The 24,859-nt window shown below is 41.7% G+C and carries 25 protein-coding genes and 2 tRNA genes; 10 read left to right on the forward strand and 17 right to left on the reverse strand.

Annotation, left to right across the window (positions count from 1 at the left end; genetic code table 11):
* Nucleotides 1-32 precede the first annotated feature (32 nt).
* Together gorA and V7K25_RS21485 are read right to left on the reverse strand one after the other, a co-directional pair.
* Entirely contained in the window at nt 33-1,379 is a 1,347-nt protein-coding gene (gene gorA, locus V7K25_RS21480; RefSeq protein ID WP_335160474.1) for a glutathione-disulfide reductase, read from the reverse strand.
* A gap of 321 nt (nt 1,380-1,700) precedes the next feature.
* Nucleotides 1,701-2,360: an exonuclease gene (locus tag V7K25_RS21485; RefSeq protein WP_335160475.1), complete on the reverse strand. Its 660-nt coding sequence runs from the start codon at nt 2,358-2,360 to the stop codon at nt 1,701-1,703.
* A 141-nt stretch (nt 2,361-2,501) separates the two neighbouring features.
* Between V7K25_RS21485 and V7K25_RS21490 the strand changes: the two genes are divergently transcribed.
* Both V7K25_RS21490 and V7K25_RS21495 read left to right on the forward strand, forming a co-directional pair.
* Nucleotides 2,502-3,344, forward strand: a complete 843-nt coding sequence (locus V7K25_RS21490; RefSeq protein WP_335160476.1) for a LuxR C-terminal-related transcriptional regulator — start codon at nt 2,502-2,504, stop codon at nt 3,342-3,344.
* Nucleotides 3,337-4,017 (forward strand): hypothetical protein, encoded by a 681-nt coding sequence (locus V7K25_RS21495; protein ID WP_335160477.1) that lies wholly within the window; start codon nt 3,337-3,339, stop codon nt 4,015-4,017. The genes V7K25_RS21490 and V7K25_RS21495 overlap by 8 nt, the downstream gene beginning before the upstream one ends.
* Nucleotides 4,018-4,231: 214 nt before the next feature.
* Here the strand turns inward: V7K25_RS21495 and V7K25_RS21500 are convergent, their stop codons facing one another.
* The 4 genes from V7K25_RS21500 to V7K25_RS21515 form a co-directional block, all read right to left on the reverse strand.
* Nucleotides 4,232-4,417: a hypothetical protein gene (locus tag V7K25_RS21500; RefSeq protein ID WP_335160478.1), complete on the reverse strand. Its 186-nt coding sequence runs from the start codon at nt 4,415-4,417 to the stop codon at nt 4,232-4,234.
* Between the two features lie 20 nt (nt 4,418-4,437).
* Nucleotides 4,438-6,039, reverse strand: a complete 1,602-nt coding sequence (locus V7K25_RS21505) for a TROVE domain-containing protein (RefSeq protein ID WP_335160479.1) — start codon at nt 6,037-6,039, stop codon at nt 4,438-4,440.
* 36 nt (nt 6,040-6,075) lie between these two features.
* A tRNA-OTHER gene (locus V7K25_RS21510) sits at nt 6,076-6,197 on the reverse strand.
* 60 nt (nt 6,198-6,257) lie between these two features.
* A tRNA-OTHER gene (locus tag V7K25_RS21515) sits at nt 6,258-6,387 on the reverse strand.
* Nucleotides 6,388-6,680: 293 nt separating this feature from the next.
* Between V7K25_RS21515 and V7K25_RS21520 the strand changes: the two genes are divergently transcribed.
* Entirely contained in the window at nt 6,681-7,403 is a 723-nt protein-coding gene (locus tag V7K25_RS21520; protein WP_335160480.1) for a hypothetical protein, read from the forward strand.
* Nucleotides 7,404-7,429: 26 nt separating this feature from the next.
* Here the strand turns inward: V7K25_RS21520 and V7K25_RS21525 are convergent, their stop codons facing one another.
* Together V7K25_RS21525 and V7K25_RS21530 are read right to left on the reverse strand one after the other, a co-directional pair.
* Nucleotides 7,430-8,563 carry a quinone-dependent dihydroorotate dehydrogenase gene (locus tag V7K25_RS21525; protein WP_335160481.1) on the reverse strand — a complete coding sequence of 378 codons (1,134 nt, stop codon included), beginning with the start codon at nt 8,561-8,563 and terminating at the stop codon, nt 7,430-7,432.
* Between the two features lies 1 nt (nt 8,564).
* The gene (locus V7K25_RS21530) at nt 8,565-8,960 is read right to left on the reverse strand and encodes a hypothetical protein (protein ID WP_335160482.1); all 396 of its coding nucleotides are present in this window, start codon (nt 8,958-8,960) and stop codon (nt 8,565-8,567) included.
* A gap of 105 nt (nt 8,961-9,065) precedes the next feature.
* On the opposite strand from V7K25_RS21530, the gene V7K25_RS21535 reads away from it, so the two are divergent.
* Both V7K25_RS21535 and V7K25_RS21540 read left to right on the forward strand, forming a co-directional pair.
* Nucleotides 9,066-11,987, forward strand: a complete 2,922-nt coding sequence (locus V7K25_RS21535; RefSeq protein ID WP_335160483.1) for a sensor histidine kinase — start codon at nt 9,066-9,068, stop codon at nt 11,985-11,987.
* Complete coding sequence (locus V7K25_RS21540; protein ID WP_335160484.1) at nt 11,987-12,148, forward strand: element excision factor XisI family protein; 162 nt, start codon at nt 11,987-11,989, stop codon at nt 12,146-12,148. The genes V7K25_RS21535 and V7K25_RS21540 overlap by 1 nt, the downstream gene beginning before the upstream one ends.
* Before the next feature lie 130 nt (nt 12,149-12,278).
* Here V7K25_RS21540 and V7K25_RS21545 read toward each other — a convergent pair whose 3' ends face one another.
* The 3 genes from V7K25_RS21545 to V7K25_RS21555 all read right to left on the reverse strand — a co-directional run bounded on the left by V7K25_RS21545 (nt 12,279) and on the right by V7K25_RS21555 (nt 13,197).
* Nucleotides 12,279-12,668: a type II toxin-antitoxin system VapC family toxin gene (locus V7K25_RS21545; protein ID WP_335160485.1), complete on the reverse strand. Its 390-nt coding sequence runs from the start codon at nt 12,666-12,668 to the stop codon at nt 12,279-12,281.
* Nucleotides 12,658-12,867 (reverse strand): hypothetical protein, encoded by a 210-nt coding sequence (locus tag V7K25_RS21550; RefSeq protein ID WP_335160486.1) that lies wholly within the window; start codon nt 12,865-12,867, stop codon nt 12,658-12,660. The genes V7K25_RS21545 and V7K25_RS21550 overlap by 11 nt, the downstream gene beginning before the upstream one ends.
* 96 nt (nt 12,868-12,963) lie before the next feature.
* Nucleotides 12,964-13,197 (reverse strand): Uma2 family endonuclease, encoded by a 234-nt coding sequence (locus V7K25_RS21555; RefSeq protein WP_335160487.1) that lies wholly within the window; start codon nt 13,195-13,197, stop codon nt 12,964-12,966.
* A 78-nt stretch (nt 13,198-13,275) separates the two neighbouring features.
* Here V7K25_RS21555 and V7K25_RS21560 point away from each other — a divergent pair, with 78 nt between their 5' ends.
* The 3 genes from V7K25_RS21560 to V7K25_RS21570 all read left to right on the forward strand — a co-directional run bounded on the left by V7K25_RS21560 (nt 13,276) and on the right by V7K25_RS21570 (nt 15,701).
* Complete coding sequence (locus tag V7K25_RS21560; protein ID WP_335160488.1) at nt 13,276-14,214, forward strand: hypothetical protein; 939 nt, start codon at nt 13,276-13,278, stop codon at nt 14,212-14,214.
* A gap of 339 nt (nt 14,215-14,553) precedes the next feature.
* Complete coding sequence (locus V7K25_RS21565; RefSeq protein WP_334974886.1) at nt 14,554-14,748, forward strand: DUF2256 domain-containing protein; 195 nt, start codon at nt 14,554-14,556, stop codon at nt 14,746-14,748.
* Nucleotides 14,748-15,701, forward strand: a complete 954-nt coding sequence (locus V7K25_RS21570) for an isoaspartyl peptidase/L-asparaginase (protein ID WP_335160489.1) — start codon at nt 14,748-14,750, stop codon at nt 15,699-15,701. Before V7K25_RS21565 ends, V7K25_RS21570 begins: the two co-directional genes overlap by 1 nt.
* Here the strand turns inward: V7K25_RS21570 and V7K25_RS21575 are convergent.
* The 5 genes from V7K25_RS21575 to V7K25_RS21595 form a co-directional block, all read right to left on the reverse strand.
* Nucleotides 15,692-16,114 (reverse strand): DUF29 family protein, encoded by a 423-nt coding sequence (locus V7K25_RS21575; RefSeq protein WP_335160491.1) that lies wholly within the window; start codon nt 16,112-16,114, stop codon nt 15,692-15,694. The two genes, V7K25_RS21570 and V7K25_RS21575, sit on opposite strands and share 10 nt — an antisense overlap.
* 48 nt (nt 16,115-16,162) lie before the next feature.
* Nucleotides 16,163-16,312, reverse strand: a complete 150-nt coding sequence (locus V7K25_RS21580; RefSeq protein ID WP_335160492.1) for a type II toxin-antitoxin system HicB family antitoxin — start codon at nt 16,310-16,312, stop codon at nt 16,163-16,165.
* Between the two features lie 161 nt (nt 16,313-16,473).
* Complete coding sequence (gene glmU / locus V7K25_RS21585) at nt 16,474-17,826, reverse strand: bifunctional UDP-N-acetylglucosamine diphosphorylase/glucosamine-1-phosphate N-acetyltransferase GlmU (RefSeq protein ID WP_335160493.1); 1,353 nt, start codon at nt 17,824-17,826, stop codon at nt 16,474-16,476.
* 311 nt (nt 17,827-18,137) lie between these two features.
* Entirely contained in the window at nt 18,138-19,373 is a 1,236-nt protein-coding gene (locus V7K25_RS21590) for a two-component system response regulator (protein WP_335160494.1), read from the reverse strand.
* Between the two features lie 600 nt (nt 19,374-19,973).
* Entirely contained in the window at nt 19,974-20,906 is a 933-nt protein-coding gene (locus tag V7K25_RS21595; RefSeq protein WP_335160495.1) for a tRNA (5-methylaminomethyl-2-thiouridine)(34)-methyltransferase MnmD, read from the reverse strand.
* A 121-nt stretch (nt 20,907-21,027) separates the two neighbouring features.
* Between V7K25_RS21595 and V7K25_RS21600 the strand changes: the two genes are divergently transcribed.
* On the forward strand, nt 21,028-21,846 hold the full coding sequence (locus tag V7K25_RS21600; protein WP_335160496.1) for a sulfurtransferase: 819 nt from the start codon (nt 21,028-21,030) through the stop codon (nt 21,844-21,846).
* A gap of 62 nt (nt 21,847-21,908) precedes the next feature.
* Here the strand turns inward: V7K25_RS21600 and V7K25_RS21605 are convergent, their stop codons facing one another.
* Entirely contained in the window at nt 21,909-23,381 is a 1,473-nt protein-coding gene (locus tag V7K25_RS21605) for a hypothetical protein (RefSeq protein WP_335160497.1), read from the reverse strand.
* A gap of 555 nt (nt 23,382-23,936) precedes the next feature.
* On the opposite strand from V7K25_RS21605, the gene V7K25_RS21610 reads away from it, so the two are divergent.
* Nucleotides 23,937-24,859 (forward strand): FecR family protein (locus V7K25_RS21610; RefSeq protein ID WP_335160498.1); only part of this gene is annotated, 923 nt, incomplete at its 3' end.

The following is a 24,859-nucleotide window of genomic DNA, read 5'->3' on the forward strand; positions in this document are numbered from 1 at the left end:
GCCGACATTACTCAGTTCTGTATATAATTTTTTTAATTTAACGACAAAAATTCTTCTCCTGTCGTGGGATGAATGCCTATAGTTTCATCCAAATCTTCTTTAGTGATGCCTTTGCGAATTGCCACACCCAGACTTTGAATGATATCTGCTGCATGTTCACCCACCATGTGAGCGCCCAAAACTTGCCCAGAATCACCATTTAACACTAACTTTATTATGGTTGGCTCATCCTGTTCGATTAACCGATACAACAGTGGTTGGAACTGGGTGCGGTAGCATTGTACAGATTCACCAAATTTTTCCCGTGCTTTCGCCTCTGTCATTCCCACACTAGCCGCTTCTGGACGGCAAAAAACAGCAGTGGGTACATAATCATAATTTAGTTTTTGCGCCTTGTTGCCAAAAACTGTATCTGCAAAGGCAATACCTTCTGCCTTAGCCACTGGGGTCAATTGCACGCGGCTGGTGCAATCACCCACAGCAAAAATATTTTCTTGATTGGTGCGGCTGTATTCATCTACTTTGATTGCACCATCTTCGCCAAGTTCAACATGGGCATTTTCCAAACCAAGATTCTTGGTATTTGGAGCGTAACCTGTGGCAACTAAGATGGTATCTGCTGTAATTATCTCTTGGTTCTCACCAGTAATAGTCAACAAGAAACCTTCTTCTGAGAATTTTATTTCATCACCAGTGCTGTTGGTGAATAACTTAATTCCGCGTTTAATCAAACCCTGTTGTACAGCAGAGCAAATGTCATCATCAAACCCCGATAAAATCATCCCGTCTCTTTCAATTACCGTCACTTCGCAGCCGAAAGCGTGCATCATGCTGGAAAATTCTACGCCAATGTAGCCACCGCCAATAATTGCTAAACGTTTCGGCAGATAGGGTAGCTGAAACATCTCGCGGGATGTGATAGCGTATTCTATACCTGGGATGTTGGGCCTGAGGGGTTGCCCTCCCACAGCAATTAAAATTTTGTCGGCTGTAACTTTGCGTCCATCAATATTGATCGTGTGGGTATCGATGAAAGTGACATGTTGAGAAATTAATTCAATTCCAGCTTTTTGCAATTGCTGAAAATAAGACTGGTTAATAGTGTCAATATGCTGATGTACTGACTTAATAAATAATGTCCAGTCAAAGTATGTTTGGCAGTCACTCCACCCATAACTGTGCGCTATTTGATTTTGCAAGGCGAAGTCAGCTGCGTAGACAATCAGTTTTTTCGGAACGCAGCCGCGATTTACACAAGTCCCACCGACGGATTCTTGTTCAGCAACAGCCACACGTACACCGTAACTAGCTGCTTTTTTAGCTGCTGCCAATCCCCCAGGCCCAGCACCAATGACAAACAAATCGTAATCAAATGTCATAAAAATCTGTTCCTTTTTGACTTTTTGGAAAGCAGAGCTATTTCATCCCTTATAGTGATTTACACAAAACTTAATCTACTGTCTTTGGGTGGACAATTTGGAATGAAACCAGGCTGATATCTAGCACATTGCCAGATTAATAGCAATTACATCCAAAAGGAACAGCGTAGGCGCAGCCCGCAGTAGGCATCGCTCGATTCTTACTAAGTTATATTACATTATGTTGTCAAAGAAGTATTTTGTCTATTCTACAAGGGATAGATGTTTGCATAGGCGTAGTCTGTCGTAGACATTGCTTCAGGTGGGTATGCGATCGCACTTCTACGCAGCAGCTGCACGGAAGAAGAAATTCAGCCGATTAAGCCATTGATGCCAGACATGAATTAGCCTTGCACGGTCAAATTCAAAAATCTCTGCTTCTTCACCTGGCAAGGCTACAACGATAAGAGCATGGTTAATTTTGCAGTTAAAAAGGTGATCGCTATAATACCGATTTATCGCACCACCATAAGCAGCTAGTTGTAAAGGCTTGTCATAAAGCTTATCAAATCTCAGTTTTGGTTCCTCGGCTGTAGTCCATTCAATTAAATGTGGAACGCCTTGATAACGAGCAACTAAATCAACTTTTCCGGCATAAAGTTCTTTATAGTTAGGCACGGCTTCTTCAACAAGTTGAATATCACTAAGTTGGTTTAGCACAGATTGAACACTATCCCAGTAAGGCTGAATCAGGCTGTTGTCAGGTTTGGGCAAGTAACCTTGCAGGTGTTCTTTAATCAATTGGTGCAAAGCATTTCCTCGGCGACGGCTGTTAGCAGCAATTCGATTTGCTTCTGCATCGCCAACTTTATTACGCCAATAGGAAAGGGCGGCTAGAGACTCCGGTGGCTGTGTCGTTTTTAAAACAGTGGTGACAGCAGGAAGAAGAACGCCACTATTGCCTTTGTAGTAGCATCTTCCGTTGATGTAGGTAGATTTCATAAGTTGCGAGTAGTGAATTACTACATCAACTTTTGCGTTAGCCTAGTACACAAGTAATACACATGCTGTGAGTCTTTGTGACTATTTTGTGACTATATCGAGTACACAGATGTGTACTGTGGTTGTGATGCGCTAAGAGTTATGAATCAACAACATTTCAATGCAGTATTTAATCGCTTAACTGAAAGACGGCGAGAGGTGCTGCTGAAAGTACTGGCTAACGAAAAAGATGAAGCGATCGCCAAATTCCTGCACATTCAGAAATCAACTGTCAGAAAACATCGTGAGGAAATTTGTAAGTTATTTGGCTTAAATAATGAATTTTCAGACGAACGCCGTTCAAAGCTTCCAGAGTTAATTGCTCTATTTGCTAAGTACAAGCCTGAGTTATTAAATCAAAATACTTCAGAGTTAACACAAAATGAAAATTACAGTGAAGAGAAAACGATATCTGAAAATTATGATTTTGTGGGGCGTGAGGATGCGATCGCACACCTCAACAACCTTGTTAACGAAGGCGCAAAAGTTATTTTAATTCACGCAGAGGGCGGTATAGGTAAAACCACCTTAGCTACAAATTGGTTTGAGCTTCAAGGTTTAGAATATCTTGAACTGCGTGTAGGAAGTACATCCCAAAACCTGAACTCATTAGAAGATTTGGTTAGAGTCAAGCTTAGATATCATTTTAAAGAGAATCCAGAACAAGATTTTATCACTATGATGGAGCAATTGAAAAGCAAACTCCAAGAACAAAGAATCGGTGTGTTAATTCATAATCTTGAATTTGCTTTGAGAAATGGCGAATTCAGAGAACCACATAATAGTAACTATATAGAAATATTAACAGTGCTAGCTCATCAAAGTGTGCAGTCAGTCACCCTGATCACAAGCTGTGAGTTACTGCATGAACCCGACTTAATCAAGCTTAAAAGTTTTCAAGGTTATTGGCTACAAGAGTTGAAATACTTGCACGCAAGTGAATGATACTCAAGATCAAATGTATCTAAATATAGAAAATGCAGAAATAGTAATAAAACAAGAACTTACTAAACAGGAAACTATTGCCTTAGAAGTTGTTTATCATTCTATGGAGTTTTATGGAGCAGATTGCTTTGAGGAATTAAGACAAGAGCCAAACTTATTAGACAATGTTTTTTTTCAAGCTATCAGAAATATGATTTTTGAATATATTGATTGTTATAGTAATTTAGGTATAGTACTTTATAAATTTGCATTAACTACACACAGATTAGGAATAATTGACGAAAAAGAAGGAAAGCCTATAGAAAGTAAGAAAGAATTTGAATACTGCCAAAGAAGTTTTCAAGTAAGCCAAGATTTTCTTCAAACAGCTTTAGTCATTGCAACTAGAGTTAAAGAAGATAAATTAATTATTAACGTACTTTTATCTTTAGCTTGTTGTCATTATTATAGGGGAATAAGTTTACATGAGCTTGGATTATTTTTACATCAGATTATAAAAATTAACGAAAGTAAAGAAGCTCTTGAGGAGAGCAAAGTAAACTTAAAGCAGTCCCTAAAAATGCTAAATAAGCTGTCATTTGAACAACAAATAAAGGAAGTAAAACAAGCAATTCATAGTCTAGAAATAAGTGAAAAATCTTGCAGCACATTTATAGCAAGATTTTTAATTTAATTAGTATAATTTTAACTGGGAAGTTCGAAAAATGCGATGTCTACGACGGGCTGCGCCTCAATACTGCTCGGTTAAGCCTCTTTTGGGCATTATAGACAACGATATTTCAAGGGGTTCAGCCTACTTTCTTTCCTTAACCGAGCAGTATTGGGCTGCGCCTACGCACATCGAAGACACTCTACTCTTACCCATCGCTGAAATAGAAAAACGACCATTAAAAAATTAAATCGCCTTCTTCTTTGCGTGAGGTAAAAATCAAACAAAGGCGGGTGCGGGGATTGAACCCGCTAATCCCCACAATGGTGGAGACGTAACCGATAACCTTAAATTCTTCGGCCCCAAAAGGCAAGTTGCGAACAAAGATAACCCGCCATGAAGTATGAAGGATAAAGTCTGTCATCCTTTACCCTTCAGTAATATCTACAATTCACCCATAGCCAGCATCTGGATGATCCGAGGTGTACCTGGGTCGAACCCTGCCAAATCCCAAGACAGCGAATCTTCAGGATCTACTAAAGTAATCTGGTAAGGTGTCAAGGTGACATACACCGCCTTAACGTCAGGATTTACCTTTTTCCGGTACTTCTTCAACGCTTGACTAGGATGCTTATTTCCCGCCCAGCTTTCCGAGTCAGTCCAAAAGCAGACTACATCTGCTTTAAACTTATTCTTAATCATCCAGTCGTAAGCTACAGATGCATCGGTTCCACCAAAGTTTTGGTTGCTAGCTTTGCGAACCGCAGAACTAAAACTATCTTTGGCGGTAATATCTAATTCACGAAATTCGGTAGCAAAGCCGCGAATCATGTAGTTTTTCTCTGCTTTTGCTGTCACCAGTGCCATTGTGGTGGCAATTTCACAAGAAGTTAGCCCCATATCTGCAACCAAGCTACCCATAGAACCAGAAACGTCTACGGCGTGCATGAACACCTTACCTGTGGGTTGCACAACATCAAAAGACAGTTCAACCGCCTTTTCTAAAATGTCCACAATCCGAGGAACTGGGTTCCAAGTCTTCTTACTGCGTCCTAATGTTCCACCAGATTTATAAGTTTTGAGTGCTTTCAAAACATCAATTGGATGGATGCGACCTTTACGCAGATGTTCTCTGCGATTAAGAACTGCTTCCACTTGCAGCAAATTAGCATTTTCATCAGCTCGTAATACACCCAGTTCAGTTAAAGAACCCAAGTTACGTAACATTGCACCTATTGGCATTTCCTGAAATACCAGCTGCCAAGCAAGCTTATCCATTTTGCCCACTGGTGCAGCCATTTCGTGGGTTAAGCGTCCTTGGGAAATAGCTTCATGGGTTTGGGTGGGATTCCGTTTGAGCCACTCATACCACCAAATCTGCGCCAATGCCTCTGAGGGGATGTCTGCTGGCAATTCTTCCCAGCCTCTAACTACCCACTCAAATAGTTGACGGTGATTTTCTGTAGGCGGTTTGACATGGAACAACCGCAACGCATCTCGGTGCGAGAAGCCTTGACGCTGTTGATATTTCAACAGTTGATAAGCCAAACCCTTGACATCTTCCCGCGAGAGCCAAGTTTTACCAGCTTCCCGCACTACTTTGCCAAATCCCCGCAGAGATTTGGTGTAGTTCAACCATTCGTAGAAGTGGCTACCAGTGCGGACAACATGCGGGAAGATTTCACCAAACGCCTGTTTTGCTTCTGGTGTTTCACCCATCGACAGCAGCACCAAAGCTAATATTGGCGCACTGTTATTGATGGCGCGTCCATCACTAGCATATAGAATTTCTTCTGCCGCACGACCGGGATTTTCAGCAACAGCTTGTCTAACAACTGCCACAAAATCTTCAGTTAATTCCTGTTTACCAGCGTAGTAAGCGCTTTTTGCTGTGCCAACCAACAGACAGCGACGCAGCATTTTCCAAATGCCAGCATCAAACATCCAGCCGCCGGAACGTCCCTGAATCATCTCTGCTTCCCGACCGGGGATAGGTTGATTTTGTGGTGTAGTTGTTTTCTTGTTAGTAAAAAAGTTGTAGTTCATGACTTCATCTCCCGGCCCTTGCAGGCAAAATGAAAGGTGGCGGAGCGGGATTTGAACCCGCGACCTCTCGAACCCTAATCGATAACCCTAATTCGTCGGCCTTTTCAGGCAAGGGGTGAACAAGGATGTTTAGCGCTCTACCTCTGAGCTACCCGCCACATGAAAATTTTGGATTTTAGATTTTGGATTTTTGATGGAATTTAGAATCTAAAATTAATTGGTGTAGTGGAGCGGGAGTTGAACCCGCGACCTCCCGCTTGGCAGGCGATAACCCTCAATTCGTCGGCCTTTTCAGGCAAGGGCTGAATAAGGATGTTTAGGCGCTCTAACCACTGAGCTACCCACCACATATCAACTAAAGTTGACTTGTATTACTAATGTAGTATATGTATTATGCGTTGTCAAGGGGTTGGTAAGTTATTTTATAGAGTTCTTGGTTGAGTCAAGAACCCTCTAATTTTCTCTGGTAAAAAACTTTTGTGCGTAGTGAGAAGTTGCAGATTCAAAAGGTTATAACACCCACAAAGTAAAGGTTTTGCCGGCAAATTTGCCAAAACTTTGCCAAAAGATACAAAAAAGTGTCCTAATTTTTGCCAATATAGATAGTATTATTTCCCAAAATTCACTTGGCAAAAATCGGCATGAGTGAGAAACCCATAGAAGATAACGGCAAGGCTTTTCTCGTTCTACTTTTGCCCATCTCGTTCTTGATTATTTTCCTAGTTACCACTTGGAGATTTTTACTAGCGCTAATTGTGTTGGTAATTGGCTTCAAGCTTTGGCAGGAATATCAATGGCAACAGTGGACTCATCGAGTTAACCCAATTTTTCATCAGTTGGTTCGGGAAAATCAAGGCAGACTTACGCCAATGGACTTGGCAATAAGGGGCAATTTTCCTGGAACGACGGCAAAACGCTACTTGGATAGTAAGGCCTCGGAATTTGGCGCTAGTATAGTGAACTCCGAAGATGCGGGGCAGTCTTATTACTTTATAACTGCCAGCATTCTCGGTAATATTCTTGATAGTAGTGAGCCTGTTAAAGAACTTCCTACTCAACCAGTTACTAAAACTGCGCGATCGCTCTTAGCACCACCACCAATCCCACAGGAGGAACCAGAAACTGAATCACCACCACAGCCAACCCATGAGTCAGCTAAACAATCGCTGGAAAAACAGTTAATTTTTGGCTCTCTCATTCAATCTGAACTTGCCAAACGGCTAAATGTCTATTCCAGCACGGTTTATAAACGGCGAAACGATCCAGAGTTTCCTGAATGGAGTCGCAGCAAAGACCCTGATGGTATTGCCTGGTCATACTCGGAAAAAACTAAGGAGTTTTTCCCAGTGGAGGAAGAAGGGTAAAACAATTCGTAATTCGTAATTCGTAATTAGAATTTTGGAATTTTTGTTTGTAAACCCACAGCTTCATTGATGGAATTTAAGCCGCTTTGTTCTAGTTTGGAAAGCAAACCTACTAGAATCTGGCGTACCATCAATGGGCCTTCGTAAATCCAGCCTGTATAAACCTGGATTAAGCTAGCACCAGCAGTAATTTTCTCCCAAGCATCTTCAGCAGAAAAGATGCCACCAACGCCAATAATCGGGATTTGTCCTTGGGTTTGCTGCCAAATAAAACGAATTACCTCAGTGGAGCGATCGCGCAATGGTTCACCACTAATTCCGCCAGCTTCAGCCTGGGGTGATTTGCCTGTTTGGTCAATCACCTGGGTTTTGAGTCCATCACGGCTGATGGTGGTATTAGTCGCGATAATTCCTGCCAGTTGGTAGGTTTTAGCCAAAGAAATAATGTCAGCGATCGCTTCCCATGATAAATCTGGCGCTATCTTGACAAAAATAGGTTTTTGTGTATTATTTTCTTGTTGCAATAAATTCAATATCGCACTGAGCATAGAAGCATCTTGGAGCGATCGCAACCCTGGTGTATTGGGAGAAGAGACATTAACAACAAAATAATCTCCCAAATCCTTCAGTAAGCGAAAACTATCGAGATAATCCTGTGCGGCTGCTTCTAGAGGAGTTACCTTCGATTTACCCAAATTTATCCCTATGGGTATTGACTGGGTTAACTTCTGCTTTTCCTGTGTCAAACGTGCCGCCATTGCTGCTGCACCGCGATTATTAAAGCCCATCCGATTGAGAGCAGCTTTGTCTAACGGCAAGCGAAACAAACGAGGAGGCGGATTTCCTGGCTGTTGGTGAAAAGTTACAGTTCCTAATTCTGCATAGCCAAAACCCAGGTTAGACCAAATGTTAGCAGCTACTCCATCCTTATCAAACCCAGCTGCTAACCCTACCGGATTTGGGAAGTTTAGCCCAAACAAATTTTGTTCTAGGCGTGAATCGTACAGACACAAGGATTTTTGTAAGCGTTGGTTTACCCAACTAGCTGGAGTTTGCGATAGCCAGCTAAAACTCCGAATCGTCTGCTGGTGTAACCACTCTGAATCGGCTTTTAGCACATTGAACAAAAGCGGACGAATGGCAAGTTGATAAATATCCATTTCAATCCTTAACACTACCCGAATTCGCTAGACGCTGCACTTCCTCTTTAGCTTGTTGGAGTTCCTCTTTAGCTTGTCGGAGTTCCTCTTTGGCTTGGCGTGCTTCCTCTTTAGCTTCTCGGAGTTCTTCTTTACCTAGTCGCACTTCTTCAGCAATTTGCCGCATTTCTTCAGCAATCTGCCGCATTTCTTCGGTAGAATTTCTCATTTCTTCAGCAAGCTGTCGCTGTTCCTCTTGTGAGAACCTGACATCTTCAGCAGACTCTCGCTCGTTCTCTTGTGAGAGCCTGCTATCTTCAGCAGACTCTCGCTTTTCCTCTGAGACTTGTCTTTGCTCCTCTCGATCACCGCAGCAAGTTTCGCCCATTTCCCTAGCACTCCAATAATCTAACTTCAACGAACCCGTTTACCTAAAACTTTTAGCAAACACCGATGGCAATATTACTCAGGGTACTTTTCTGGGCATCTTATATATTACAAGTTATATAAACCAATAAATCAGATGGGGCAGCCGCAAAAATCTATAGCCGCCGAACAGCAGATCCTCTCATTGGGGCGCGTCCTCCAGAGCCTCAGAGAAGAAGATGATGTTGACGTTCTGATTGAAACCACTATTTCTTATCTTAAAGAACAGTTTGACTACAAACTGATTTGGATTGCTCTTTACGATCGCCTGAATCACATATTATTCGGCAAAGGGGGCATCACACCCGATCGTGACACGAGCTTTTTACGCCAAAGGGTTGTTCTTAGTCCTGGAGATTTATTAGAGCAAGCGGTGATTGAACAGCATCCCTTGGGCATAGCTGATTTACAAACTGAAATCCGTGCCGCCGAATGGCGAAAAATTGCTGAAAAATCCAACATCCAAGGAACGATTATTTTACCAATTCGTTATAAAGACCGTTGCTTAGGTGTGTTGTTACTGGGTTCAGAACGCTGGGGCTACCTACTGACAGGGGAAACAAAAGCACGTTTGATGATAGTTTTAGGCGAACTGGGGGCAGTGCTTTATCAAAATGAGATGGATTTGCAGCAAAAGCAAACCAAGCGAACCGACGAACCATTATTAGAATTACTAGAAAATTTACGCACCCTTAGTAACCTTAATCAAAGACTTGAAGCAACGGTGCAAGCAACTCATAAATTTGTCTCGCCCAACCGGACAAATGTTTACTGGTTTGAGCGAGAAGGGCGCTACTTTTGGTGTCGGATGAGCAATCATCTGGTGAAAATTGATCGCAATTCTAGCAGTCAGCAAGCGGCGGGAATGACGGTACAGGAGTTGAGCGACTTTTATTATGCTTTGACAGTTAACCAAATTGTCTCGATTGGTGATGCACGTAGCTCTTTAAAGAGCCATTTTACGGCAAAATTGCTACAACGGCTGAAGGTGCGATCGCTCTTGGCAGCTCCGATAATTTGGCAAAAGAACTTACTCGGTTTTCTGGCGGTTGAAAGCAATGAACCTCGAATCTGGACGGAGACAGACAAAAATTTTGTCCAAGGTGCTGCTGGCTTAATTTCCCTGGTCGCAACTACCGAAAGCATGGAAAGCACTATCAAACAGATTCAAGAGGATGCCCAACTGACTGGCCAAGTTGCTCAAGGTATCTATAGCGAACATGGACTTCAGGAAACTTTAGACAGCTGTGCTAAAAGAGTTTTAGCTCGATTAACTGCCACCCGCTTTTTGCTATTGCAGTATGATTCTGAACAAAATAATTATCAATTTATTTACCAAAGTCAGCCCTATAATCGCCGACCGTTGGCATTTGCCCTTAATACTCTCAAAGAGTTAGATAGGCAGCTTTTGCAACGTTCAACTCAAGCGGTGGAAATTGAGAATATAGATGAAGATTTACGCTTTTTTAATTGGCGTCCTTTGTTGTTAGAAAGTGGAGTGCGATCGCTACTTATTTGTAAATGCACTCACGAGCATATACCAGCAACGCTTTTGGTCATCACTCACGAAACCCATCGTTCTTGGACAACTCTTGAAAAAGATTTACTCTGGGCCGTTAGTCAACAGATTGGTGTAATTGTTCGCCAGTGGCAATTACATAACCGCACGACCCAGCAGCAAAAAACTTCCCAGGCATTTGAGCAATGCCTACGCATCCTGACACAATCCCAGAATAGCAAAATTGAGATAGGCAAAAAACATTTAGAACGTACAGCACTCGAACAAATAGCATCGATTCTGGGTTGTCCCTTAGCGATACTGCTATCCTGGTCGCCTGGTGAAAGTTGGGCAGAAATTATCCCTGGAGTAGATCACAATAGCCTATTTGGGCTTTTTTCCGATGCATCTATTTCTATCGAGGCTGAGGCACTAATTCAGTGGGCGCTTTCCACAGAGAGTTATCTGACTTTGAACGTAGATGATTTACCCCCCAAAACTCGAAAATGGTTGAATACTCCAGACAAAGGTAAAATTTTGGTAATGGCATTACGTACCAATACTGATTATGAAATTACGGGTGTAGTGGTGTTAGCAGATTATCAAGAGCGTCACTGGTCTGAACAAAACCTCAGTGCAACTGCAACTCTGATTTCTCAATTAGCCTGGTGGCGTCGTGAAAAGCTAATTACCCGACTTTTAGAATCCACAACAGAAGAATTACGACAACTCAACTGGTACAAACATCGCCGCTTAGAAGAAATTCAAAGAATAACGGCGCTATCCCTTAGACAAATACACACTTTGGGTATTCCTACTAATGAATTGACTCAGATGCGCTACGAACTATTGCTGCGGCAATTAGATCATACAGCTGCCTCCATGAGTGGAATGCTAAAACTTGAGCAATGGCAGCTACATGTAAGTTGGGAAACTATGCCCATAGCCAGTTTATTAAAGCGATCGCTCGAACGCATTGAAAATTTACTTAAACACCAAAAGCTGTGGATTGGTGTACACGGTTTGGGACAACAGATTGAGGAACAATCGCCAAATAATTCTTCACTCGCCAGAGATATTCCTATCTCCAGCGCTCAATCCGCAATGGCGATCACTGGTGATATTGTCAAAATTGAATTAGTTATCCATGAATTATTAGTTAATGCCTGCAACCGTTCTCAAATCGGTGGCAGAATTGATATTTGGTGTCGTCGTTTAGATGCGTCAAAATCCTCAGATTCAAAGCATTCTTCTGAAAGTGGAGGGACTGAACATCAGGCATCTCTAGAACTGTCGATTACATACAACGGTGCGATCGAACCACAGCTACTCACACAGTTACATGATAATAAACCCAAAGATGTGCTTGCTCCTTCCAAACTTGACCAACCACCAGGTTTACATTTGCTAATCTGTCAAAACCTCATGCAGGAACTAGGAGGAGAGTTGAATTTCTATCAATTACCAGATAATCGGGTAGTTAGCCGTTTGTTGTTGACCTTAGTTGATCATAATTCTTAGTGCAGGCAGCTTTGTGTAAAATTGTCACGAATCAAAGGTTAAATGGTACGGAAGATGGAATTGCCTATGAGTTATTAAAATTAGGTGTACCACATGAAGATATAGTTTTGGGTTTTCAACCTGCTAGGGTGCGCTATGATACTGAGTTTGCTGTAGGTTAGGTTTAAATATTGATTGATGAATAGCGATCGCTAGTTCAATTTTCATCAAATTAAAGGCGGGTATCATTTCAACCTATGCGATCGCGCTCAGATGATGGGAAAAGGCGATCTCAAAACATAATAGCCATCATTACCAATGCTCTATAACCAATCCATCTACATAATCAAAATCTGAATCATCGGTCACAAGTACCCAACCATGTTCCAGACAATGCGCTGCAATCCAAACATCATTCATAGGAATTGGTCGTCCTTTGCGCTTCAAAGCCGAACGAGTCTGAGCATAGATAACTGCCGTTCTCTTTTCCACAGGCACAACCGTACAAACTTCCATAAACTCGAAATATCGAGGAAGATTTTTCAACGGTCGAGTCGAGTTCTCAGCCCCAAACAGTAACTCTCCCGCTACTACCACCGACAAAAATATTTCTGGTAACGCCAACACCCTTGAAACAACATTAGGATCACCATTCAAAAAACGTATTGCAACAGAAGTATCTAATGCAATCTCACCACTCATTTAAATCAACCTGACGACAATCAACTTGAATTGCTTCCTGTAAATCAGATGCCTCTTCATCACTCAAAATACCAGCAAATTTTGCTAGAGGATGATGACTACGCGTTGTCTGAACCCTATGCAAAAAATCTAACATTACTTTAATTAACTCATCTGGAACCTCTGCAAGTTCTTGGATAAGCTGCTCGCGGCTAGTCATGCATTTCCCCTCTTTAGCAAAGTTTATCGTCTAATATTATAACGAATCAGTGAATCAGTCTCAAAATCAATTATACAGGTTTAGCGATCGCCAAAATCAAAAAATATCCTCATAGATATCTGTCATCGTTAGCGATAAATTGACCGAATTTAAAACCAATTTATCCTCACTTCCCAAAATCTCCTTTGTCCAATTCCCTTGCAAATCTTGACGATAAACTTCCACTTTTATCTCATCTTGCGAAACTAAAACATATTCCTGTAAACTACCAATAGTCTGATAATTAACCAGCTTTTTGCGGTGAGCGCTTACCTCGGTACTTGGTGACATTTATGCCGCGATCGCTCCTGGAACTGTGATCGCATCTGCGGTTCGATTGCAGATGCACGGCGAAATTAAATTGAAGAATTGGATTCCATTCAAAGCAGAGTAAGTTATTTGCTGGGAGCGCGGACTGATTTTGAGTGCTACGGCGCGGATATTGATACTTATTACCAAAGTTTCCTTTCCACATTACCAACTGAAAAGTTTACTCAAGAACAGGTTAGCCGTTCTCAATCGTGGAAAATTTCTGCTGAAGAATTTCAGAATCAACTTATGCCCTTTGCTCGTCAGCAGTTCGAGCAATTGGGTAATTTATCTATTGGCGAAGTATTAAAGCAATCAGATTTCATTGCCGCCAATACAGCTAATTTGCGTTTGAATCAACTTTATGATGGCGCTAATTTGTTGTTGCGACTTCAAGATATTGACGCTAACTTAAACCCAACTTCTCAACGGGAGATTACCCTCTGGCTGGGAGCAAAAGATAAAGAACAAATTTTTGCGTTTTACAGCCGATTTAGTCGTAGTTTAACCGTCTCAGTAGCTGAAGATGAGCAGAGGTTGTGTATTTTGACTCGTTCGTTGGGCTTTCCGGCTTATTTTCTCGGTCAAATTGAGTATTATCGAGACTGCTATGAACGGACTCAGAGCGAACAAATCGAGCCAGATGAAAACATTCCCGATTTAATCCCAGAGGAAATTGGTTCTGGTAGAGAATTAAAGCTAGCTTATCAGACGGTGATTTTAGCGATCGCTCTTGGGCTATTAACCCAGCATTCTCAAGGTGATTATCAATTTAACGCTCAGTCAATTGGTAAAAATCGAGAACAAATTACCTTAGCTTTAGCAACTGAGTTTACCTTTCAGGAACTCTATGGAGACTTAGAAGAACGTATTGAAACATTTGAACGTGATTTTATTTACCATAAATTACAGGAATTCGGAACATCTGCTTCAGATTTAAATCCTTACGAAGTTAAGCTTTTAGATCATCTATTTTTAGACTATAACCCTCTGAATTAGGCTATTACTCTATCCCATTAAATTTGAGAAGTAAATAAGTTCCTAGTAAGGATTTTCGCCCTGAATTTTTAAGCACTGAAGTACTTACTACAAACTCTTATTCCTCCGTGTTCTCTGCGTCCTCAGTAGTACTCTTATCCTTCTCCTGACGGAGACGCTACGCGAACGGGAAGCCAGCTTTTCCGTTGCTTGTGCATAAGTTCTGAGGAAGAAAAAACAACTCTAAAGATAGATTGACAATATATTTGTTCACCGAAAGTATCCTCCCTTCCTAGCAAACTGGTTATAATTATTTTCCATCTCTCTCAAAAATCAAATTCTCATATACACAGTATTTATATGGGACGTGTTCGTTCTAAATCTGACCTACCTACAAAAATCTGTCCGGTATGTCAACGTCCTTTCACATGGCGTAAAAAGTGGCAAGATTGTTGGGACGATGTGAAATACTGCTCAGAACGTTGTCGTCGTCACCGTTCTGAAGCTCAAAATGAAACTAACCGCAACACAGACGCAAATAGCGCAAGAGATTAATGGAGTTACAGGTGCAACCTAAATTAATTATTCATGGGGGGGCTGGTAGTTCTCTCCACGGTAAAGGCGGATTGGAAGCGGTGCGCCGATCGCTCCATACAGTAATAGAAGAAGTCTATTCTCTACTATTATGCGGAGCAACTGCCTCTGAGGCGGTGGTGCATGGTTGCCAAATGCTCGAAGATAACCCCCGCTTTAATGCTGGTACTGGTTCGGTACTACAATCTGATGGGCAAATCCGCATGAGTGCTTCTCTGATGGATGGCGCATTAGGGCGGTTTAGTGGTGTAATTAATATTTCGCGGGTGAAAAATCCCATTGAGTTAGCGCAATTTTTACAAAGTTCGCCAGATCGAGTGCTATCAGATTTCGGTTCGGCTGAGTTGGCGCGGGAAATGCAACTTCCCAGCTATAATGCTTTAACTGATTTGCGGTTACAAGAGTGGATACAAGAACGCCAGGATAATTTTAAAAGCGCAATGGCTGGCGTGGTAGCAGAACCCGAATTGGTAGAAACCAGCAATGCCGGACGCGGCACCATTGGTGTAGTAGCTTTAGATGCATCTGGTAGGCTAGCTGCTGCCACTTCAACAGGTGGTAAAGGCTTTGAGCGGATTGGCAGGGTAAGCGATTCTGCGATGCCAGCCGGTAATTATGCTACTAGTAATGCTGGTGTTAGCTGTACTGGTATTGGTGAAGATATCATCGATGAGTGTTTAGCTCCCCGAATTGTAGTACGTGTAACTGATGGAATGTCCCTGAAGGAGGCCATGCAGCGATCCTTTGCAGAATCGCACCAGAACAAACGGGATTTGGGAGCGATCGCTTTAGATTGTAGTGGAGCGATCGCTTGGGGTAAAACCAGTGAAATATTACTCGCCGCCTACCATGACGGCGAAAAAATTGGTGACACCTTGGAATGGAATGATAGTGAATTGATTGGCTATTGTTGAATAAATTCTAGCGCCTGAGTTAAAATTTCTTCCTGGTCAACCATTGCGGCTAATTCTTGGGCTTCATAACGCCCTTCAAAAGCTTCTAGCGCCGCTCTTTTCAGTGCCACTTGATATCCTTGTTCCAGAATATCTATCAATTCTGCTTGATTCAAGTAAAAACCACCGGATTTACGGCGCTTGTTTATTTTATTGATTTCACGCACTGTATTTTCTATCGAAACATCCCAAGAGCGAGTAGAACGTTTTTCGGCCTTTTGTTTAATTAAATGGATGAGCAGAATTACACCATAACTATCAATTTTATTGATTTTGTCACTGAGGCTCATTTCTTCTAACTCATCCACCAACAGTAACGCCTCATGGATTTTGCCTTGTTCTAGAAATTGCCTAAGTTCTAGCAGTTCTTCCATCTTCTGTAATTAGCCGATCTTGGATTTCAGAGGGGTCAGCTAGCTGTCTTAAAAAAATAATTCCAACGCCTCAACCAAATTACTGCGTGCTTCTTTGATAGTGTCGCCTTGGCTAGCAATATCTAATTCTGGACAAAGGGATATATAGCCCCTTTCCTCACACTCAATAATCGCGGTAAGTTGTTTTGTTTTTCTCATCTTTTACCTGTAGTTGAATCAGCTAATCTGATGATTTAACAAGATTCTGTGGGTTTAAGTCCCCGGCTTCTTAGAAGCTGCAAGTATGTTAGGCGGGGTCTAAATTCCCGTTACAAAACTGTACTTCCGACTTTCGACTTCCGATTTCTTTAATTATCGCTTTATTGGCTTTTCTTGCGCCAAGCTGGTTTCACCACCTGACGACTACGGGCAATTACCAAAGAATCATTAGGCACATCTTCTGTAACAGTGGAACCAGCAGCTACGTAGACATCATCTCCCAAGGTGAGTGGAGCTACTAAAACGCTATTGGAACCCGTTTTTGTCCGATCGCCTATTTTTGTACGATGTTTCTTCACGCCGTCATAATTGGCAGTAATTGTACCGGCACCAATATTCACCTGATTGCCGACAACGGTATCACCTAGATAGGACAAATGTGCTGCATTTGTGCGATCGCCTAATTGAGTATTTTTCAATTCCACAAAATTCCCTACACGGCAACCAGCACCCACTTCTACCTGACCGCGCAAATGAGCATAGGGGCCAATTCGGCTTCCCGCCTGCACAGTGCTATCTGTCACCACTGAATACTGTATCGTGACATTTTCAGCCAACTGGCTATTTTCAATTAAACTTCCTGGGCCAATGTGACTTCCTGTTTTAATCACCGTATTTCCCCGCAGATGAGTTTGGGGTTCAATAATTACATCCGGTTGTAATTCTACAGTTTCATCAATAGTGATGCTTGTGGGGTCGATAAGAGTGACACCCGCCAGCATCCATTTTTCCTTGACTCGTTTTTGCAAAATCTCGTAAGCTGTTGCTAGTTGCAAGCGATCATTGATGCCGAGAATTTCTTGGTAATCTTCTACATCCACTGCCATAACTTTTCCCACTTGAGTTACGGCATCAGTGAGATAGTATTCTTTTTGAGCATTGTTTGCTTGTAGATGGGGCAACACCTTTGCCAAATTTGGCCAACGAAAGCAGTAAACTCCAGCATTAATCCGGTGATTTTGTCTTTGAGCAGCAGTACAATCCTTGTGTTCGACCATTTGCTGCACAATATTTTCATCGTTACAAAAAACTCGTCCGTAACCCGTAGGGTCGGATAGATGGGAGGTCAGAATAGTGGCAGCGTTTTTATTTTGGGCATGAGTTTGTAACATCTGCTTGAGGGTTTCGCTACGTATCAATGGTAAATCGCCGTTAAGTACCAGCAAATCCCCAGTGTAGTCTTCCAAGTGAGGAAGTAATTGCTGGATGGCATGACCTGTCCCTAGTTGCACAGTCTGTTCAACAAACTCCAAACGGGGAATTGAATGCATGGCGGCTTGCACTTCCTCAGATTGATATCCTACAATTACGATTCGCCATGAGGGCGAAAGTGGTTCTACACTTTCGAGAACTCTCTCAACTAACGATCGCCCACCCAAAGAATGTAAAACCTTGGGTAAGCGTGATTTCATCCGTGTGCCGCGTCCCGCCGCTAGAATTGCTACAACTACCATAATTAGCTATCAGCTATCAGTGAAATTATGATTAACCTAGTTTGAGAATTTAAGTTGCATAGCTTCTATCAAGCAGCGCGAATGGAAGCCTAAATCTAAATCCCCGTCACAAAACGTAATTGCTCTCTTGATAGGAGGGCGTTTGCTTTTAGCGTCTCCAAGAGTTGCCCATTGCGAATTGGTTTAATGCGGTTGGTACTTTAAAATATCGGTTCAAATCATACCAGCTAATCATAGAAGACAGAAATATACAATGAGTCAGGATTATACCAATTTTTGCTCATCACGGCAGCTACAAAATTTTTTACTGCCTACTCGTTTTCATAATACGAGAGAATAAACTCGGCAAATTGCTGCATTAGTTTGGGATTACGCCAACCGGAATCAGTTTCTTTTTGCATTACTAAAAGTGCTTCTGTTGAAGTAAAAGCTTTTTTGTAAGGTCTTTCGCTGGTTAGGGCATCGTAAATATCAATTAACTGAAATACTTGCGCCAGGTAGGGAATATCATCTTCCTTGAGTCCATCAGGGTAGCCTGAGCCATCCCAGCGTTCGTGGTGATGACGAATAATCGGAATTACACCCCGCATACTGCGTAGTGGCTGGCAGATTTTTTCTCCAATCAAAACATGCTGCCGCATGATCTGCCAATCTTCGGGGGTGAGTTTGCCTTTTTTCAGCAACACTCCATCGGGAATACCCACCTTACCAATATCGTGGAGATAACCACCCCACATCAAATCTCGAATTTGGTAGCGTGAAAAATTGAGGTATTCACCAAAAGCTTGTCCCAGTTTTACCAGGCGTTCACAATGATTGCCTGTATTGGGATCGCGGCTTTCAATCGACATGGCAATAGAAAATAGTACTTGTTCGGCATGTTCTAAATCTTCGTTCAGACGCTTCTGCCGCACTAAGGACTTTACACGCGCCGCCAGTTCCACACGATCAAAGGGTTTGGTGAGAAAATCATCTGCTCCAACTTCAATTCCCCGAATACGCGATCGCCTGTCATTTAGGGCCGTAATAAAAATCACCGGGATCAGCCTAGTCTGTTCATCCTGCTTCAGTAATTGGCACACTTCAAATCCATCCATTCCTGGCATCATCACATCCAGCAAAATCAAATCTGGTTGTTCTTGAGTTACCAACCCTACAACAATGGAACCACTATCCGCCTCAATCACTTCGTATCCTTCCATCCCTAAGAGGGCAACAGCAGTCATACGACTGGCGGCATGATCGTCAACTACTAAAACCTTCGGCGGATCTAAATCAAGCCCATTCACTTTAGAACCTTTAGCTTGTAGTGTTCTAGAAACCAATGAATCATCACCACAATTAACATCAACTTTTATCCAAGAAGACACTGCTTGGTTATCTTTAAGCATAAGGTCTTCTTGAGATAAGCCTAAAGAATAAGCCTCTACATTATTTTGTGATTCTACGGCATGATTTGAACCGATACTCTTCACTGTGCTAATGGGGTTTGGCCCACTAACAATTTCTTCTGTAAAGCCTGTATGGTTGGATTTCCATTGAATCACAAAGGCACTCCAGTTTTTTGCACAAGTTAACAGTGTCAGATTTCAAAAATAAATTTAATATTCAACTATATCTGAGCCAGAGTTTTAATAGGAATTATGTATTATGTCAAGCTGCGTATCTAAGTTTTTCGCAGCATCTATCTTTTATATTACAAACAAGGGGGATCTTGCTGTCAATTTTTTTGCTTTTAATTCCAGTATGATCAATTAACACAAATTTTAAATCAGGTTTTTTACGGATATTTTTTCATTTAGCGGCGCTAAAAATCCTTGTAATTCCTTGTTTTTTATCGAGATACCCGATTTTGAATGTTAAGTCTTTATGGTAATCATAAAATGTATAGCTTTTTACTTACTCAGTTATAGCAGTATTTTATTAGTGTCAAATAGTATGTAGTATTGAATGCTACCATAAAATTAAGCCTATTGGCTTGTAAAAACTTGTTGCCTGAGTATCTGGAAAATAAATCAGCATTTTTGGCAAAAAAGAGAAGTATCAAATCCTCATCTGAATTATTCCCCTTCCTCCCTCCTGATCCCTTGTCTCTATTTCAATTGCGGCAGCTACGCCCGTCTTAGACATCTCAACCGAACTACCAACTAAGTTTCTATAAAATCTCTCCCTTGTGTTCCCAATAACCACCTTTTTCGCCAATGGGAGGTAGGTTCGAGTGAAGAGGCTTGTTGCTCTTGTTGCCGCCGCATCACTATGACTTCCGTTGAATCGCTTAATTCAGGATCGCGATAGGGAATAGCAGCACGGGTTAGCAAGTGTTCTTTTTCAGATTGTGAGAGCATAGAGAATGCTGTTAGCGGATAGCTATGGTTGAGCCAGTGCTGAGTGCTGTTAGAATGAGATGCCACAGTACCAGGCGATCGCCTTCCCACTGGTGGGGTAGAACCGATCGCCAAACCAGCAGATAAAAGTGCTGTGCGTACAGCAGCAGCACAAGAATAGGTGGCTAATAGACCATCTTGATGTAAACACAATGACAGTTGTTTAATAAATTCAACAGTCCATAATTGAGGACATTGAGGTGGTGAAAAGGAATCGAGGAAAATTGCATCTGCCCAGAAACCCGACTGATGTAGTAGGGTTATCGTAGTTCTAGCATCCCCAATTAATAGCTTTGCTTTTAGACAAGGTGTTTGCACTTGATGCTCAAAAGCTAGCTGGGACAAAATTTCAATATAGTTACAGTTCCAATTGTCGAACAAGTGATGAGCGATCGCAGCTTGTGGTACTGCTGGATTCACTTCTAAACCAATTACTTCAACACAACAGTTAGGATTCACTGCCCAAATTGTCTGCAAAGCAGCAGCTGTGTTATATCCTAGACCATAACAAATATCCAATAGTCGCAAAGCTGGTTTTTGGGCGACTGTAGTCAGTTGAGTAGGTTCCACAAACTTGAAAAAACTCTCCTGCTTCGCACCATAATGGCTGTGAAAGGATTCACCAAACTCTTGAGAGACAAAGGTGAAAGAACCATCTGCTGTTAACTTAGGTGTAAAATTTTCTAAGTCTGACATTTTATAAAAAAACTAAATAATAACCAATGCCCCTTAAGAGTGCTGAGTCGGGAGTGGGGCAGAGGGAAGAATAACTCTTAACTCAGCACTATTTTGTCCTATGCCCAATGCCCCATTCCCAATGCCCCATTCCCAATTTGTTGTTTCGCCAGCTTGGCTGTTTGAACATCTAGAAGATCCGCAAGTCGTTATTGTGGATTGTCGCTTTTCTCTAGCCGATCCACAACTAGGGCAACAAGAGTACCAAACAAGTCATATAAAGGGATCATATTATTTAGATTTGAATCAGGATCTTTCCAGTCCAGTGGGTAAACATGGCGGGAGACATCCTTTACCTAACCCCAATGATATAGCTAATAAATTTGCAGCAATTGGGGTAAATTCCCAAAAAAGTTTAGTTGTAGCTTATGATGATTCGCGCTTTGCCTTTGCGGCTCGTCTATGGTGGCTTTTGCGCTATCTAGGGCACGAACAAGTAGCAGTATTGGATGGAGGCTTTGCTGGGTGGCAAAAAGCTGGCTATCCTGTTACAAATGTTGTTCCTCAACCCCGGATAGGTAAGTTTGTAGCTCAAGTACAAACAGAAAAGGTGGTAGATATTACAGAGGTGAAAAGCCGGAAAGATAGCCATGAGGTAGTATTGGTAGATTCAAGAGAAAGCGATCGCTACCGAGGTGAACGAGAGCCAATTGATAAAATTGCTGGACATATTGCCGGTGCAGTCAACTATCCTTGGCAAGAAGTTACAGACTCTTCCGGCTACCTACTGTCTCAACCAGAACAACGCCGTCGCTGGGAACAGCTAGAAACAGCCGAAGAAATCTTGGTTTATTGCGGTTCTGGCGTTACTGCTTGCGTAAATTTACTTTCTTTAGAATTAGCTGGTATTAGCAAGGGTAAACTTTATGCTGGCAGTTGGAGTGATTGGATTAGTTATTAGTCATTGGTCATTAGTCATTGGTTTTTGACAAATGACTAATGACCAATGACAAAGGACAAATCTTAAAACTGACCTAATTGCAAACTGTAATTAATAGTGAAAAACCAGCCATCAAAATCAATGTTTTCGGCGGTTGAACTACCTAAACTCACTCCAGCCTGAACATTCACATTGCTGGTATCAGATATTGGGTAATTTAAGTGCCCGAATAACCGATGAAATTGGTCTTCTCGATCGCGCTGTGTAAAGTCCGAAAAGTTCACCTGGTAGTCAATACCAACCTGGAGAGGGTTTTGCAAGTAGTAGTTTAGAGACACCCAAAAGGAATTGATTATCCGATCGCGACTTTCGGGATCTGCAAAATTTACACTCAATTCGTAAAAGCTATTTAGTACTAATTTTGAAGTTAGGGGATCTCGCCGTCCTAAAGACAGTTGAAAGGAATTTTCATTTAAAAAGCGATCGCCTGCTTTGAAGCTATCTAGGCGATCGCTGTTGTTGGCATAAAATAACTGTTGATTGCTCCAACTAACTTCTCCATACATTCGCTGCGATAGCTGCTGGTAAAGACCAAGATTAAATCTCAACTGGTTGTAATCGTATTGTGACTGATTGATATAACGAATAAGATTGCCATCAATTGAGCCGTTTAAAAAAGTTTTAGCTCCCAAAGGGAAATATGCAGAGGCTAACGTCAGTCCAGAAAAAATTAAACCATCTTCTATCGGAATATCCTTTGAAGAAAAAATATTACTCGTTTGAAAGTAGGCTACATGCCCTTGTAGATAGCCTATAGGTTTAAACTTAACTACGGGTTGTTCTATTGGTGGAAAAGTAGGCTGTTCTAGGGGTCGTAACCGCACCCGCAACCCCAATTCGCGATCGCTATCAAATTCTGGTGGCTGTTTTGGCAATTGTAGCAGCTGCATTAGCCTCTCTAGCCTTTGGGACTGATTTATCTCAGGTGCATTCAAGAGTTCCTCTTTTGAGTCAGGAGGAGATGTAGGCAAATTACTTGGCTGCGATTCTAACTGTGGCGGGTCATTTTGCTTTTGAGTATCTTCAGGTTCTTTGGTTGTGTTTGGGGCTTGAGTAGTTTCGGGTGTTTGCTGCACCAGCTTTAACGAAGAGGCAGGGGGAAGCGGGCACGGAACAAGGGAACATGAGTCTGAATCCCCCACTTCTATTAATTGGTTATCGTACCCTACGGGAAGTTGGCGCAACAGGTAGGGTCGAATCCCACCAATACTTACTATCTCCTCTGCTTTCTGCTCCCTGCTCCCTTGCCTTTTGTTCAACGGCATCTGCGAGTTTGAAGGATGCGACTCACTGGACTGCTTGCACAAAGAGTTAATTACCTCTTGCTCCCAATTTTGACATGGCTGATAATTTACCTGTGTGCTTGCTAAATTTTTAGAATGCCAAATATCTGTATTTGCAGATTCTGCCGCATCTACTCTAATGCAACACCAGCTTCCACCACTGGAAACTAACAAAATACAAAAAAACAAATTATTCCAGTTTTTGAGTCGCATCTGTTAGATTGTGTTGATCGCCTTAAGCAAATGTATATAGACCCACAAGCTGTATCAGAAGTTCCGACTCAGAATATACAATTGAGTACATCTATCTTAGCTTTGTAGGTATATACTGAAACTACAAATTGGAATTGCTGCTTTTCGGATTTTTCCCCAGATTATTTTGCAAAACTGAGATGATCGGATACAGTTATAACTGATGCTCAAATTTAGTGAAATACAGACAGTGAGTCATTTACAACAGATCCCTAACAACTTTTTGTCCCTGTAGCTGATCTGTGTGATTAAAATGGATTGTACTCCTCATTTAACTGTTAATATCAAGCAAGTATTAACAGTTAAATCTAGCGGAGGCTTTTTTGTATCTAATGCCAGTTTCATAAAAAAGTTAAATCAAATAAACACATACTTTAATTTTTTATCTATTTGTTATCTATTAAATCTAGGCTAAAGTACAGACAAATTTACTAAATAAAAAACCGCTATAAAAATTATCAACAGCTTGAACTTTAATTTTTTTGGTAATAGTTGAAAATTACAAGTTATTAAACTATGTTTTATAAATCGTTTCCATTGTTAGTGATTGGTTTATGGGGAATTATGGTACTGCCTTTGCCAAATAAAGTAAATGCCATAACGCCTTTGACACGAGCAGAGATTCAAGACCTCCACAATATCGTACAACTGATACCCAAAGATAAGCTCAAGAAACGTCCTGCACGCAAGTTAGATGCAATGATTCCTGGGGACGGGCTGTCAACTGGTCGAGCTTCCCTAGCAGATTTGCGTTTTAATGATGGCTCTTTGGCACGAGTTGGAGAACAGGCATTATTTCAATTTTTACCGAAGACTCGTGACTTTAAACTTTCAAATGGAACTGTGTTGCTACTCATCCCACCAGGAAGGGGACAAACACGTATACAAACGCCAAGTGCAGCAGCAGCAATTCGTGGTTCAGCATTATTTGTACGCTACGACCAACGAACAGACACCACAATTGTGGGTGCGCTTACAAATAGCGGCATTGAAGTTTCTAACAAGAAAGCTTCTGAAACTAAAGTGTTGAAAGCAGGGCAGATGATAATTCTAATTAAAGGGGAATTTCAGAGCTTATATGATTTTGATCTGAGAAATTTTTATGAAACGAGCCAACTCGTTCGGGAACTTGATTTGAATAGGCAAAGTCCTGTGCCTACACATCATGATCCAGCAATCACCAGTGTTCAAGCTGAAACTACTGCGGCTTTGAAAGCACAGCCATCAGTAAAAGGCGAGGGAGTAATTGAAATGCGGCTAACTCGTCCTAATAGCCCAACTGAGAAATCACCCAACACTTCAACTCAGACAACATCTGTAACCTCAACTGAGAAATCACCCAACACCTCAACTACTTCAACGCCTGTAACCTCAACTACTTCAACGCCTGTAACCTCAACTACTTCAACGCCTGTAACCTCAACTACTTCAACGCCTGT

Origin of the sequence: Nostoc sp., from assembly GCF_036919495.1 — a bacterium.
Classification (GTDB): Bacteria; Cyanobacteriota; Cyanobacteriia; order Cyanobacteriales; family Nostocaceae; genus Nostoc.